This is a genomic window from Actinokineospora sp. NBRC 105648, from assembly GCF_030269645.1.
GTDB lineage: Bacteria > Actinomycetota > Actinomycetes > Mycobacteriales > Pseudonocardiaceae > Actinokineospora.
Genome location: NZ_BSTR01000039.1, coordinates 34,576 through 49,301, shown reverse-complemented (window position 1 = coordinate 49,301; position 14,726 = coordinate 34,576). Strand labels below are relative to the sequence as shown.

The window sequence follows — 14,726 nt, the reverse complement described above, 5'->3', positions numbered from 1 at the left end:
ATGACCCTGCTGACCGTCTGGGCCGACGACGACCCCGCGGCCGTGCGCGTCCGCACGGCCGACCCGGCCGAGATCACCGCCGTGCTCGGCGCCTTGGGCGTGCGCTTCTCCCGGTGGCCGCTGGTCGACCTGCCCGCCGAACCGACCTCGGAGGAGGTCATCGCCGCCTACCGGTCGCATGTGGACGAGGTGGCCGCGCGCGAGGGTTACGTGTTCGTCGACGCGGTGTCGATGGTGCCCGCGGACACGGGGGAGTGGCGCGAGAAGGCCGCCCAGGCCCGCGCGAAGTTCCTCTCCGAGCACACCCACGACGACGATGAGGACCGGTTCTTCGCCCGCGGCTCGGGGATCTTCTACCTGCACGTCGACGGCAAGGTCCACGCCGTGCTGTGCGAGGCGGGCGACCTGCTCAGCGTCCCGGCGAAGACCACGCACTGGTTCGACATGGGCACCCGCCCCGAGTACGTCTCGATCCGCTTCTTCCACGACGACGACGGCTGGGTGGCCGACTTCGTCGAGGACTCGATCGCGCACCGCTTCCCGACCTACGACGAGATCACCGCCGCGCGCTGAAACGCCAAGAGGGTCCCCTGCCCACAGGGGACCCTCTTGGCGTGCGCGGTACTACTGGGCGAACCGGAGCAACTGCTGGATCTGTCCGCTCCGCGACTTCACGATCTTGTCCGCGAACGCCTTGACCGGCGCGCTGGCGCCGTCCTTGCCCTCGGTCAGGGCGAACTCGACGGCGTTGTGCTGGTGTCCGGTCAGCAGCGTGACGAACTCCTTCTCGAACTGCCCGTCCGGCGCCTTGTCCAGCTCGGCGAGCGCCTGCGGGTCGGTGATCGGCATGCCGCCGTGGTGGGCGTGCGCGCTCGGGTCACCGCTGACCTCGATCGGCTGGGACCAGTCGGTCAACCACTTCGTCATCGTGGTGACCTCCTGCTCCTGGGTCAGCCGGATCGCGTCGGCGAGGTCCTTGACCTCCTTGCGCACCGGGTGCTTGTCGGCGAGGCCGACCAGCGCGATGCCCTGCTTGTGGTTGGCGATCGCCATCTGCAGGAACATCACGTCGGCCAGGTTGTAGTCGCCGACGGCGGGTTGGGCCGCGGCGGCCGAGCCGGACACCGGGGCCGCCGCCGAGGCGGCGACCGGGGTGGTGGGGACCGCGCCGTGACCGGCGTGCGCGTCGTGGCCCGCGTGCTCACCCGCGCTGCCGCACCCCGCGAGCAGGGCCAGGCAGGCGGCGGCGATGAGGGGACGTCTCATGCGTGCCTCCAGGGCCTTTCCGTGCGGCGGTGGTGGGAGCCCGGCCCGGGCCCGCCGAGACCCGGGCCGGGTGATCATCAGCTCCGCGCCCAGAGTGCCGGGGTGGTGTCCGGCTCCCAGCCCGCGAGCGCGGTGTGGGCCTGCAGGCAGCGGTACGACGAGCCGTTGTAGGTCACCGTGGCACCGGTGGCGTACGCGGTGCCCGCCGCCCACGTGCCCGACTGCGGCGGCGTGGTCGTCGTGGTCGTCGTCGGCCGGGTGGTGGTGGTCGTCGGCCGCGTGGTGGTCGTGGTCGGCCGGGTCGTGGTGGTGGTCGGCTGGGTGGTCGTGGTGGGGTTGCCACCACCCACCTGCAGGTCGACGCAGCTGTAGAACGCGTTCGCCGTGTCGGCGATGTTCCACACGGCCAGGACCTTGATCCGGCCGGTGCGGCCACCGAGGTCCACGTTGTGGCTCTTGGTCGCGCCCGGCTGGGCACCGCCGTCGTTGAACACCGCGATGCGGGTGTTGTCGACGAAGTACTCCCAGGTCGAGGTCGCGTGCCGGGCGGTGAGCACCCAGTTGAAGTTGACCTGGTTGCTCACCGAGGTGACGGGCCAGTTGCGCGAGTCGTCGTTGAGCTCGGCGAACTGGCTGTTCCCGCCGTTGCAGCTCTTGAGGCCCTTGGGGCCCTCGACGCTCTGCGGCTCGTACTTGATCTCCCCGCAGCTGACCTTGCCGGAGGCGCAGTTGGCCTGGCGGCTCGGCGGCGAGTTGATGTAGCCGTGCGCGAACGCCGGGCTCGCGGGCAGGGCGACCATCAGCAGGGGGGCGATGCCGACCCCGGCCGCGATGGCGGCGAACTTGCGCTGGTGCTTCATAATCGTTGCTCCTCCACAGGAGTGGACGGCGTTTCCGCCGGGCGTGTCAGGCACACCCGGCGCAGGGGGGAAACGGGGAGCAAGGGGACGCCTGCCACCCGTCGGGCGTCGGCCGGACCCGGACGCCGGAGGGTCGTACGAATGGTGGATCAAGCCGTGCTTTGGTCTAGACCATAAACTCGGTTCGGATCACCCGTCAAGACGCCGAGGACCGTCCACCCGGCGGTAAATTCACACATCGTCAGCGACGTTTCAGCCCCGGGTCAAGCGGCCGTATGGGCCACGCCATCACCAGAAGGCACTCTCGGCCGTGGCGGTGGCCACTCCCGCGGTGCGGCGCGGTGCCGCCTTGCCGTCATGGCCCGCGGATACCCTCCGGTACCTTGGGACACCTGTTCGAGCGAGACAACCGGGGAGAGCGACCAGTGACAGCCGAGACCCTCTACGGGGCCGACGACCTGACGCACCTCGAGGGTCTCGAGGCGGTCCGCAAGCGCCCCGGCATGTACATCGGCTCCACCGACAGCCGGGGCATCAACCACCTGTTCGCCGAGATCGTCGACAACTCCACCGACGAGGGCGTCGCCGGGCACGCCAAGCGGGTCGTGGTCACCCTGCACGCCGACGGCAGCGTGCAGGTCGACGACGACGGCCGCGGCATCCCCACCGGCGTGCACGCCAAGTCGGGGCTGTCCGGTGTGGAGCTCGTGCTCACCCGGCTGCACGCGGGCGGCAAGTTCGGCGGCTCCGGCTACAAGACCTCCGGCGGCCTGCACGGCGTGGGCGCCTCCGCGGTCAACGCCCTGTCCCACCGCTTCGACATCACCGTCAAGCGCGAGGGCAAGGTCCACCAGATGTCCTTCGCGCACGGCGCGCCGGGCACCTTCGACGGACCCGGCCCGAAGGCCAAGTTCACCCGCAAGTCCGGCCTGGAGGTCCTCGGCCGGATGAAGCGGGGCGAGTCCACCGGAACGTCCATCCGCTACTGGTACGACGCGCGCTACTTCGAGAACGGCGCCGCGCTCGACGTCGAGGCCGTCCGGGCGAAGATGCGCAACACCGCGTTCCTGGTACCGGGTGTCACCTACGTCCTGCGCACGGTCACCACGTCCGAGGACGAGGTCACCTCGTTCGCCGAGGAGACCTTCCACTACCCCGCGGGCCTGCCTGACATGGTCGACTTCCTGTCGCCGTCGAGTGAGCGGGCCGTCTCCGGCACCATCCTGGTCACCGGCGAGGGCACCTACACCGAGAACGCCGCCGACGAGAACGGTGTGATGCGGTCCAAGGTGGAGCGCCGCGCCGAGGTAGAGGTCGCCTTCCGCTGGGGCACCGGCTACGAGCGCACCGTGGAGTGCTTCACCAACACGATCCGCAACGTGCACGGCGGTACCCACCGCAAGGGCTTCGAGCGCGCCGCGGTCAAGGCGCTGCAGGACGCGATCACCAAGACCCGCGGCCTGCTCAAGCCCAAGGAGGACCTGCCCACCCTCGACGACGTGCTGGAGGGCATGACCGCGGTCGTACACGTGCGCGTGCCCGAGCCGCAGTTCACCTCCCAGACCAAGGACGAGCTGTCCACCGCGGGTGTCACCAAGGTCATCCAGGCCGTGGTGGAGCGGCACCTGCGCGAGTGGACCGAGGACCGGCGGACCAAGTCCGAGGCCAAGGTCGTGCTGCAGAAGATCGTCGACGCGGGCCGGGTGCGGATCGCGCAGAAGCAGCAGAAGGACGCCGCCCGGCGCAAGACCGCGCTGGAGGGCGCGGCCATGCCCGCCAAGCTGGTCGACTGCCGCACCACCGGCCTGGCCCGCAGCGAGCTGTTCCTGGTCGAGGGCGACAGCGCGCTCGGCTCGGCCCGGATGGCGCGGGTCTCGGAGTACCAGGCGCTGCTGCCGCTGCGCGGCAAGATCCTCAACGTGCAGAAGGCCAGCCTCGCCGACACCCTGCGCAACGCCGAGATCGCCTCCATCGTGCAGGTGCTCGGCGCGGGCACCGGCCGCACCTTCGACCTGCCCGCGATGCGCTACGGCCGGGTCATCCTGATGGCCGACGCCGACGTCGACGGCTCGCACATCCGCACCCTGCTGATCACCCTGTTCGCCAAGTACATGCGCCCGGTCATCGACGACGGCAGGCTCTACGCGGCCATGCCGCCGCTGCACAAGATCGTCACCCGCGGCCGCGGCGCCGAGACGATCTTCACCTTCAGCCAGCGCGAGATGGAGACCACGGTCGCCAGGCTGGAGAAGGCGGGCAAGCAGGTCGTCACCCCGGTGCCCCGGTTCAAGGGCCTGGGCGAGATGGACGCCGACGAGCTGTGGGACACCACGATGAACCCGGCCACCCGCTCGGTCCGCCGGATCACCCTGGACGACGCAGAGGCCGCCGAGGCGGCGTTGGAGCTGTTGATGGGCGAGAAGGTCGAACCCCGCCGCAACTGGCTGGTCGACTCCGCCGCCCGGGTGGACCAGTCCGCGATCGACATGTAGGTCGGTCCTGATGCGTAGCCCAGTCGTACACGAGAGAGAGTGCTGAGCAATGGCCCGCCGCAAGGCCCCCTCGACCAAGGTCGACCCGTCCGCGTTCGACCAGGCGGGGGCGCAGGTCTTCGACAACCCGGTCAAGACCGAGATCGAGGACTCGTACCTGGAGTACGCCTACTCGGTCATCCACTCCCGAGCCCTGCCCGACGCGCGCGACGGCCTCAAGCCGGTCCACCGCCGGATCCTGTTCTCGATGAACGAGCAGGGCTACCGCCCCACCCACGCCTACGTGAAGTCCTCCCGCGTCGTGGGCGACTGCATGGGCAAGTACCACCCCCACGGCGACACCGCGATCTACGACGCGATGGTGCGGCTCGCCCAGGACTTCTCGCTGAACGCGCCGCTGGTCGACGGGCACGGCAACTTCGGGAGCCCGGACGACGGACCGGCCGCGAGCAGGTACTGCGTCGTCGGAGACACCCGAATCCGGCTGGCCGACGGGTCGAGCCCGCGGATCTCCGATCTCGTTGACCTCCCGGCCGACTCCGAGGCCGAGGCCGATTTCGAGGTACTGGACAAGGACGGCAAGTCCGTCCGGGTCGATCGGGTCTTCAACTCCGGCGTGCACCCGACCCTGCGGATGACCACCGGCTCCGGGTTCTCCATCCGGGGCAGTGAGAACCACCTGGTGCTGTGCCTGGAGGCCCCGATGGGCGTTCCGATCTTCCAGTGGCGCCGTCTGGACGAGCTCACGACGGGGATGACCGTCTGCGTGGCGCGCAACGCTTGGCAGCAGGTCGTGCCGACCGCCAGGGAGCACCTGCTCGGCATGGCGGCGTTCCGCGCCGGACTGCCCGCGGCGCACGGCACCACGGCTCGGGAGAAGGTCGTCCCGGACACCGTCTGGACGGGTGGCTGGGGAGTCAAGCGGGCGTTCCTGATGGCCGCTTTCGAGAGCGACGGCGAACCGCGCGTGACCGAGGACGGCGTCACCGTCCACTACGCGACCGACAGCGGGAAGCTGGCCACCGAGGTGCAGGAACTCCTGGCGGAGTTCGGTGTGCTCGCGCGGATCCGGTCCTCCTCGGGCGCGAGCGGATCGGTCGAGCACCGCCTCACCGTGTCCGGCCCGCGCGACGTCCGGGCGTTCGCCGAGCGGGTCGGCTTCCTCAAGACCAAGCAGGCGGAGCTGCTGGACCTGCTGGCGCACCCGCGGCCGGACCGGCTCGACCACGACCTGGTCCCGTTCGTGGCCGACTACGTCCGGGCCGCCGTCGGCATCGACCTGCGCACCGGGCACGACCTCGACCGCGTGCAGCGGTGGGAGACCGAGCGCCCGCTGATCATGGACCGGATCGGGGACACCGAGGTCCTGGCCACGATCCTGCCGATCATGGATTCGGGCTACCGCTTCGAGACGGTGACCGACGTGGTCGGCGACGCCCCGGCGGAGGTCTACTCGGTCCGGGTCGTCTCGGAAGACCACTCGTTCCTCGCGGGCGGGTTCGTCAACCACAACACCGAGGCCCGGATGTCGGCCGAGGCGATGCTGCTGGTCGGTGAGCTCGGCGAGGACACCGTCGACTTCCGGCCGAACTACGACGGCTCCCTGCTCGAGCCGACCGTGCTGCCCGCCGCCTTCCCGAACCTGCTGGTCAACGGCACCTCGGGGATCGCGGTCGGGATGGCCACCAACATGATCCCGCACAACCTGGGCGAGGTCGTGGCCGCCGCCCGGTACCTGATCAGCCACCCGGACGCCTCGCTCGACAAGATCATGGAGTTCGTGCCCGGGCCGGACCTGCCGACCGGCGGGATGCTGCTCGGCCTCGACGAGGTGCGCAAGGCCTACGAGACCGGCCGCGGTGTGGTGCGGATGCGGGCCAAGGTGGAGATCGGGCCGCTGGAGGGCAGTCGGGGGCGGCAGGCGATCACGGTGACCGAGCTGCCCTACCAGGTGGGCTCGGAGAAGATCATCGAGAAGATCACCGACGAGGTCACCAAGTCCAAGCGGCTCACCGGGATCGCCGACGTCAAGGACCTCACCGACCGGGAGAACGGGACCCGGCTGGTGATCGAGTGCAAGGTCGGGGTGAACCCGCAGGCGCTGCTGGCCGACCTCTACCGGCTCACGCCGATGGAGCAGTCCTTCGGCATCAACAACCTGGTGCTGGTCGAGGGGCAGCCGCGCACGCTCGGGCTCAAGGCGCTGCTGGAGGTCTTCCTCGGTCACCGCTACGAGGTCGTCACCCGGCGCACCCGCTACCGCAGGCGCAAGCGCGAGGAGCGGCTGCACCTGGTCGAGGGTCTGCTGCTGGCGCTGATCGACATCGACAAGGTCATCCGGCTGATCCGCGGCAGCGACGACGCCGCGGCGGCCAAGGCGGGACTGATCCGCCAGTTCAAGCTCTCCGAGGTCCAGGCCGCCTACATCCTCGACACCCCGCTGCGCAGGCTCACCAAGTTCGACAAGCTCGAGCTGGAGACCGAGCAGGACAAGCTGCGCGGCGAGATCGAGGAGCTGTCCAAGATCCTCGACGACGACAAGGTCCTCAAGCGGGTCGTGTCCACCGAGCTGGCCAAGGTCGCCAAGGACCTCACCGCCGAGCGCCGGACCGCGCTGATCGACGGCGACCTCAAGGAGGTCTTGGCCGCCTCCAAGCCCGCCGGGCCGCTGGAGGTCGCCGACGACCCGTGCCAGGTGATCCTCTCGGCCACCGGCCTGGTCGCCCGCACGGCCGCGGAGTCCGAGGAGGCAACCGAGGGCCGCAGGCGCAACGGCCGCGCCCGGCACGACGCCGTGGCCGCGGTGGTCCACTCGACCGCGCGCGGCCAGGTCCTGCTGGTCACCAGCGCGGGCCGGGCGTTCAAGACCGACGTGCTCCCGTTGCCGGTGCTGCCCGAGCAGAGCGGCACGGTCTCGGTGAGCGGCGGCATGGCGGCGGGGGAGCTGGTGCCGTTGGCCAAGGGTGAGCGCGTGATCGGCATCGCGCCGCTGGGCGAGCAGGCCGTCGGGTCACCGGGCCTGGCGGTGGGCACCAAACAGGGCGTGGTGAAGGTGTGCGCGCCGGAGTGGCCGGTCCGGTCCGACGAGTTCGAGGTGATCACCCTCAAGGAGGGCGACGAACTGGTCGGCGCGACCTGGCTGACCGACGGCACCGAGTTCCTGGCCTTCGTCAGCTCGGAGGCGGCCCTGCTCAGGTACGCCTCGAGCCTGGTCCGCCCGCAAGGCCTGCGCGGCGGCGGCATGGCGGGCATCACCCTGCCCGGCACGTCGACCGCGGTGTTCTTCGGCGCGATCCGCACCGACGACCCGGACCACGGCGAACCGATGGTGGTCACCTCCACCGGCCAGTCGGTGAAGGTCACCCCGTTCGCGGAGTACCCGCCCAAGGGACGCGCGACCGGGGGCGTTCGGGCCCACCGGTTCCTCAAGGGGGAGGCGGGCCTAGTGCTGGCCTGGATCGGCCCGCGCCCGGCGGGCTCGAACCGCGCGGGCTCGTCGGTCGAACTCCCGGAGACCGACCTCCGCCGCGACGGTTCGGGGCACGCGCACCCGGGTCCGGACGTGGTCGGCCACCTGATCGAACGCGACTGAGCACCGCCCCCTGGTCGCCGCTGTCGGCGACCAGGGGACGGTGTTTTCCTTGTCCTGCTTCGACTTGACGGTCTTGGTCAGAGGGGGCTCAGTGCGATGGCCTGGGCGGTGGTTGGGTCGTCGAGCAGCTGACGGCACCTGGCGAGGCTGTCGTGGCAGGCGTGTTCGTAGGCGGTGAGGTCGTCGGGGGTCAGGTCGCCGTCGGTGATGGCCTCGTGCAGGACCTGGGCGAGCACGTGGACCTCGGTGAGATCGGCGTAGACGGGGTGCCGGGTGGACTCGGGGGCGGCTGCGGTCATGGCTGTCAGCACCTTCACTGTCGGTTGAGCGAACTCTGGCTCGCCGCGGTCGAAGGTGCCGTTTCCGCTGTGCTGGTCACAGAGCGCGGGCAGAGCGTCCTTGTCGGGCACGCGGTGCCAGAACTAGGCATCGAACGCGCTGACCAGCGGTGATCGTTCATACGCGGTAAGTCACCACTGTGCGAGACTGGTGGCATGGCGGCACGACGGGCCCGAATGGCCAGAGCGCGCAAGGCGGCCGGCTACACCCAGGACGACCTCGCCGAGGCCCTGCACATCGACCGCAGCACCGTCCACCGCTGGGAGTCCGGCCGCAGCGAACCGCTGCCCTACATCCGGCCCAAACTAGCGCGCCTCCTCGGCCTCACGGCGGCGCAGCTCGAAGACATCCTGGCCGGGACCCACCCGGACGACGTGGTCGCGTCGGGATCCACCACCGGGATGGGGCAGTTCGACAGCACGAGTCCGAACGGGGCCGCGCGGGTCGCCGGCACCGACCATCAGTTGGCGGCCCTGGTCCGCCGTTGGGTGGGTGAGATGAATCGTCGTGAGCTTCTCCAGTTGCTCGGGTTGGGAGCGGTCACCGCGGGCTCGCCGGAGCTGCTCGACCTCGATGACCAGGAGCGGGTGGCACGAGCAGTGGCCACCCCGGCTCGTGTTGATGAGCGGGTCATTGAGAACCTGCGGGCGGTGTACTGGGCGTGTCGGCGGCAGGATGACGCGCTCGGTCCGCAGGCGGTGCTGCCGACGGTCTCGGCGCAGCTCAAGCTCGTCCGCGCGATGCTCGATGACTGCCCGAGCCCGTTGCGCCCGCGGTTGCTTTCGACCTATGGCGGCCTGTCCGACCTGGCGGGTTGGTTGTACACCGACATCGGGGACTACACGACTTCGTGGCAGCACTTCGAGCGAGCCCGGGAGATCGCCCACGAGGCCCGAGACCCGGCGTTGAGCGGCTTCGTCCTCGGTCGGATGAGTCATACCGCGCTGGCCCAGGACAAGATCCACCTGGCCATCGACTTCGCCGAGGCGTCGCGCAAGGTCGCCGAGCGAAGCGATGACGCGCTGGTGCGGGCTTACGCGGCCAGCGAGACCGCGAAGGCGTACGCCAAGGACGGGCAAGTTTCCCCGTGCCTGGAGGCTGTCGAGGAAGTGGAGCAGCGCATGGGGGAGGTCGATGCCCAGCCGGCGGCGTCGTCTTCATTGGCCTACTTCTACGACAATGGCTCGGTCGGTAGCGCCAAGGCCAAGTGCTTCCTCGCCTTGGGCCGCCCCCACGACGCCGCCGCCGAAGCCCGCACAGCCCTTGCCCAGCACGAGAAATCGTTGGTGCGGGACAACGCTTTCACGATGCTCTACCTCGCCAACGCCCACATCCAGCTGCGTGAACCGGATGCGGCCGCGTTGATCATGGGTGATGTCATCGAGGCCACCACCCAGAACCGCTCCGTGCGGCTTCTCGAACGCCTGCACGGCGCCCGATCCGCCCTGAAGCCCTGGAATGACGCCGATGCGGTGAAGACACTGGACGAGCAGTTGCGGGCATAGAACCCGGTCGCCGACTATGTTGCACGAGTCCGGACCGGGTCGTGTGGGTGCCGGCACCGACCATCGGTCGGGGTTACGAGGGGGCGCCATGGGAACGAGGAGCAAGGGTGGCTTGCTGCTGCCGGTGGTGGCGATTGTGGCTGTCGTCGCGGTGTTTGGTGTCGACAAGGTCATCGATACGGTGACCGGTGTGTTCGGTGGTGGCGGTACGGAGATCATCGCGGAAGGCGAGTTCTCCATCATGGTCTCGTCAGCCGACGAGAAAAAGGTCAAGAGTTGCCAGGCTCGGCAAGTCATTCAACAGAAACAATGTAACAACCTCAAAGTCGTCGTGATAGACGCGAAGAAGATGCCCTACATCGGCCGCGGAATACGAGAGGCGTGGGAATCGGGTTTGCCTGGACTGCTGATCATGAATCGAGCCAATGAGGACGTGAACCGTGCTGCGTCTTGCCGGAGCAAACGTTATCAGCGCAACTATCAAGGTACGAGTTGCGACGAATACCCGATGGCGCCGACCGATGAGGGAGGGGAGAATGCTCACGTGGAGGAAGTGCCCAAGCGGGAGAACCTCTGCCAGGGTGGCACGGTACGATGGCAGTACCCGAAAGACGGCGACAAGTTTCTAGTGGTGATCAGCAATCCGGGCAGTATTGCGCCCCAGTCGTATGTGGGCGTGGACATCGCTAAGGACCAGATATGTCCAACCTGAGTGAATTGGTCAAGAAGTATACGTGGGTGGAACCGCTGGCGCGGGAGCTTGTGTGGTGTGTTTCCGTGGTGGACGGCAAGTCTGCGGGCGATGTGATCAGCGTCTTCGGTGGTGATCGATCCGCGGCGGAGGGAGTGATGACGGTTCGCCAGGCGGAAGACGTGGTGCAGCGGACTTCCGCCGAGTTCGGCGAGTTCTTCCTTTGCCAGGTGTTCCAACGCGGGTCTCATGTCATCGTGTTGGAGAACAACGGGTACAGCGGATCCATTCCGGAGCTGGCGCGGCGTGTGTCGGCGAACGGCGGCAAATACTTCAGCTACTTTCGCAATGTGAACGGGGACAGTAGCCTCGTTCAAGCGCGGGATGGAAAAGTTGTGGCGTATTTCGACCCGATGCTCGTCGATGATGGCCCGCACAGTGGGGACGTCTATCCCGATTGGGCCCTCGGTGTCAGATTCGAGCCGGGGTCGGCGCGCGCGACCAGTTTCGCGTTGATGGAGCAACAAACCGGTCTGGAGTTCGACCCGGTCTGGTTCGACCTGGAGTTGCCCACTTACCGGATCCCCGACCCGTACGCGATGCTCAAGGACGTCGAAGGCGTGGACCTGCCGTAAGGCCGAAGCTGCGCCTGACTGCCGGCACTGGCGTACTCGGCCCAGCTGCGTAGGCACATACCTCGCCGTACGTGGAACGTAGTGCTGCCAACGGATCCGGGCACCATGCTCACGGCACGTCACCGGTGAGCGTGGGAGGGCTCCCGCTGGCGCGCGGTTGGTTGTCCGGTTCGGGTGGGTCTCTGTACTGTGTCGGCACCTTCGGACCGGTGAGGTGAGTCGCGATCGGTGACCGGGTGATCGTCGAGGTCGTGCCGCCTGCCCCGCGCAAGCTCGTCGGCCGGGTCGGGTTGTTGGCGCGGGCGCGGGAGCGGCTCGTGCACGGTGGTGGCGTCCTGTTCACCGGTCCCAGCGGTATCGGGAAGACCACCCTGCTCGACGCGCTCGCGCACGATGCCGTCGGGGAGACCGTGTTGCGGGCGACCGCCGCCGAGGCCGAGCGGTGGATTTCCGGGTCGGTGCTGGCCGATCTGCTGGTCCAGGTACCCGCCGACGTGGTGGCGGCGCTCCCGGTTCCCGCTCGCGACGCCGTCACCGCGCTGCTCACCGGGCACCGGGACGACCGGGGTGGGGTGCCGTTGCGGCACGCCTGGCACCTCGTGCTCCTCGCGCTGGGGGCCCGGTCGCCTGTTCTCGTCCTGCTCGACGACGCCCAGTGGATCGACGCCGCGTCCGCCGATGTGATCGCCTACGCGGCCCGGCGCACCGGGGCTTCGCCGGTGCGGGCCGCCATCGCGGGGAGGTTGCCCGAGTCGGTTCCGCTGGACGACGACGGGCCCCGCGCGGTCCCGCCCGCCGCGCTCACGCCGGGGCCGGTGCTGCGGCTGACGGTCCCGCCGCTGACCGCCGACGACTTGGCCGAGTTGTTCGACGCGCACGGTCTCCCCGCGCGTACCGCCAGCCAGATCCACGCCGACTCGGCCGGCAATCCCTACCTCGCGCTCACCCTTGCGGGCGCGTTCTCCCGACACGTGCACGGTCCCGCGCCGCTGCCGCCCGCCGTGGCGGCGATCGTCTACGAGCGGCTGACCGCGCTCACCCCGCAGGTCAAGGAAACCCTGCTGCTGTGCGCCCTCGCGGTCCGCCCGACGGTGCGCCTGCTCCAGCGCGCGGGTCGGGTCGACGCGCCGCGGGACATCGCGCGGGCTGCGGAGGTGGGGTTGGTGGTCACCGACGCGGAGAACATCCGGTTCACCCCGCCCGGGGCGGCCACCATGATCACCGAGTTGGCCGACGCCGCCCAGCGCGAGACCGCGCACACCCTGTTGGCCGAGGCGGTCACCTTCGACGCCGACCGGGAGCGCCACCGCGCCCTCGCCTCGGCCGACCCGAGTGCCGCCGCGGCCCGGTCGCTGGTGGCGGCCGCGGAGACCGCGCACCGGCGCGGCGCGCGGGACCTGGCCGCCGAGCTCTACCTGCTCGCCGCCGATCGCACCCCGCCCGAGGCCGAGGCGCACCGGGTGGAGTGGTTGGTGGCCGCCGCCGAGACCGGGGCCAACGCGGGGCGGCCGGAGTTGGTGCACCGGGCGGCGGGCGCGGTGCTGGCCGCCGACGCCACCCCGTTCCAGCGGGTCAAGGCCCGGATGATGCTGATCCACCTGGCCGGGCAGGGCATGTCCGAGATGCGCGAGATGTTCGCCCTGGCCATGGCCGACGCGGGGGAGTGCCCGCGCTCGGGCGGTCTGCTGCACCTGTGGCGGTCCTGGGCGGCGATGATCAACGGCTGGCCGGGCACCTCGATCGCCGAGGCCGGGCAGGCCGCCGCGCTGGCCCGCGAGGTCGGCGACACCTCCGTCGAGGGCATGGCGCTGGCGGTGACCGCGCTGATGAAGCGGCTGGCGGGCGAGCCCGACTTCGACGAGCCGCTGCGCCAGGCCCTCGAGCTGCCCGCACCGGACATGGACGGCTGGCTGCACATGTCGCCGGTCTACATCGTCGCCCGGTTCGCCGCGCTGGACGAGCGGCTCGAGGAGGCCCGCGCGCAGTACCTCGGGATGCTCGCCATGGTCGAGCGGGGCGCGGTCGAGGAACTGCTCAACGTGCTGCGCGGGCTGGCCGAGGTCGCCTGCCGGATGGGCCGCTGCCCGGAGGCCCTCGACTACGCGGGCCGCGCCCTGCGGGTCGCGGGTGAGGCCCGGATGAGCCCCGGGCCCGGCTGGCACATCTGCGCCATGGCCGAGCTCGCGGGCGGCAGCGTGGCGCGGGCGCTCTCCTACGCCGAGCGCGGTGCCCGCGCGTCCGAGCAGGAGTCCGACCTGGTGTTCCTGCGCAGGCACCTGCACCTGCTCGGGCAGGCGCTGCTGCGCACCGGGCGCCCCGCCGAGGCCGTGGCGGCGCTGAGCCGGATCCCGGAGCTGGAGCGCCCGCGCGGCATCCGCGACCCCACGATGCTGCGCTGGCACCCCGACCTGGCCACCGGCCTGGTCTCGGTGGGCGAGTTCGACCAGGCCGACGACCTGCTGCGCGAGACCCGGGAACGGCTCGCCGACGTCCCCCAACCGGCCGGGGTCGCCGCCCAGCTCGACCGGGCCGAGGCGAACCTGCTGGCCGCGCGCGGGCAGGGCGAGCGCGCCGTGGCGCTGCTGGAGCGGGCCGAGGCGGTGTTCACCGGGCTCGGGCAGCCGATCGAGGCCGGGCACTGCCTGCTGGTGCGCGGCCGGGTCGAGCGCGCCCGCCGCCGCTACGCCGCCGCCCGCGCGCCGGTGGAGCGGGCCGCCGCGCTGTTCGCCGCCGCGCGCGCCACCCCGTGGAGCGAGCACGCCGAGCGGATGCTGGCCCGGCTGGTCGGCGCGGACGCCGTCGGCGGCACCCCGGTGCTGACCGCCACCGAGTCGCGGATCGCCGGGCTGGTCGCCGAGGGCGCGAGCAACCGGGAGATCGCCGACCGGTTGTTCATCAGCGTCAAGACCGTCGAGGCCACGCTCACCCGGGTCTACCGCAAGTTCGGCCTCCGCTCGCGGACGCAGCTGGCGGCCAAGGTGCGCGAGGACAACTCATAGGCCGGCCCAGGGCAAGGGTTTTCCCCGATGCCCCGGACCGCTCGGGTGCCTAGCGTCTCGGAAGCGGACCGCGGTCACCGAAATACCCCGGACCCCTAGTCCTCCGGTGCCGCGGGCTACGATTGTCACCTGGGTGCGTTATCGGCCCAGAGCGAGCGCGGACCCCGCTGGAATATCCACCTTACGCCCGAGGTAAGTGGGGTCCGTGCCGCGCTCGACATCGCCGAACAGCTAGTTCACCATTCACCTTTCCACAGTTAACCGAGAGCGCCGTTGGCCCTCGGTAACCATCCTGAGCTGCTGCTCCCGGTGGAAAACCGAATGCCGCTCATGGTTGTGGTGAAATG

Annotated in this window: 10 protein-coding genes; 7 read left to right on the top strand and 3 right to left on the bottom strand. The window is 70.1% G+C overall.

Annotated elements, in window-relative coordinates:
- Nucleotides 1-573 (top strand): 1,2-dihydroxy-3-keto-5-methylthiopentene dioxygenase, encoded by a 573-nt coding sequence (locus QSK30_RS27200; RefSeq protein WP_285507046.1) that lies wholly within the window; start codon nt 1-3, stop codon nt 571-573.
- A 51-nt stretch (nt 574-624) separates the two neighbouring features.
- On the opposite strand, the gene QSK30_RS27195 is transcribed toward QSK30_RS27200, so the two are convergent.
- Both QSK30_RS27195 and QSK30_RS27190 read right to left on the bottom strand, forming a co-directional pair.
- Nucleotides 625-1,266 (bottom strand): DUF305 domain-containing protein, encoded by a 642-nt coding sequence (locus QSK30_RS27195; protein WP_285507045.1) that lies wholly within the window; start codon nt 1,264-1,266, stop codon nt 625-627.
- Nucleotides 1,267-1,343: 77 nt separating this feature from the next.
- Nucleotides 1,344-2,126, bottom strand: coding sequence for a lytic polysaccharide monooxygenase (locus QSK30_RS27190; protein WP_285507044.1), 783 nt, complete (start codon nt 2,124-2,126; stop codon nt 1,344-1,346).
- A gap of 425 nt (nt 2,127-2,551) precedes the next feature.
- Between QSK30_RS27190 and QSK30_RS27185 the strand changes: the two genes are divergently transcribed.
- On the top strand, nt 2,552-4,618 hold the full coding sequence (locus QSK30_RS27185; RefSeq protein ID WP_285507043.1) for a DNA gyrase/topoisomerase IV subunit B: 2,067 nt from the start codon (nt 2,552-2,554) through the stop codon (nt 4,616-4,618).
- A gap of 49 nt (nt 4,619-4,667) precedes the next feature.
- Entirely contained in the window at nt 4,668-8,210 is a 3,543-nt protein-coding gene (locus QSK30_RS27180) for a DNA gyrase subunit A (protein WP_285507042.1), read from the top strand.
- Between the two features lie 77 nt (nt 8,211-8,287).
- Here the strand turns inward: QSK30_RS27180 and QSK30_RS27175 are convergent, their stop codons facing one another.
- The gene (locus tag QSK30_RS27175) at nt 8,288-8,509 is read right to left on the bottom strand and encodes a hypothetical protein (protein WP_285507041.1); all 222 of its coding nucleotides are present in this window, start codon (nt 8,507-8,509) and stop codon (nt 8,288-8,290) included.
- A gap of 195 nt (nt 8,510-8,704) precedes the next feature.
- Here QSK30_RS27175 and QSK30_RS27170 point away from each other — a divergent pair, with 195 nt between their 5' ends.
- The 4 genes from QSK30_RS27170 to QSK30_RS27155 all read left to right on the top strand — a co-directional run bounded on the left by QSK30_RS27170 (nt 8,705) and on the right by QSK30_RS27155 (nt 14,379).
- Entirely contained in the window at nt 8,705-10,054 is a 1,350-nt protein-coding gene (locus QSK30_RS27170; protein ID WP_285507040.1) for a helix-turn-helix transcriptional regulator, read from the top strand.
- 112 nt (nt 10,055-10,166) lie between these two features.
- A complete protein-coding gene (locus tag QSK30_RS27165; RefSeq protein ID WP_285507039.1) occupies nt 10,167-10,766 on the top strand; it encodes a NucA/NucB deoxyribonuclease domain-containing protein in 600 nt (199 codons plus the stop codon).
- Nucleotides 10,754-11,380, top strand: coding sequence for a DUF6461 domain-containing protein (locus QSK30_RS27160; protein ID WP_285507037.1), 627 nt, complete (start codon nt 10,754-10,756; stop codon nt 11,378-11,380). The genes QSK30_RS27165 and QSK30_RS27160 overlap by 13 nt, the downstream gene beginning before the upstream one ends.
- 236 nt (nt 11,381-11,616) lie before the next feature.
- A complete protein-coding gene (locus QSK30_RS27155) occupies nt 11,617-14,379 on the top strand; it encodes a helix-turn-helix transcriptional regulator (RefSeq protein WP_285507035.1) in 2,763 nt (920 codons plus the stop codon).
- The last annotated feature ends 347 nt before the right edge of the window (nt 14,380-14,726 follow it).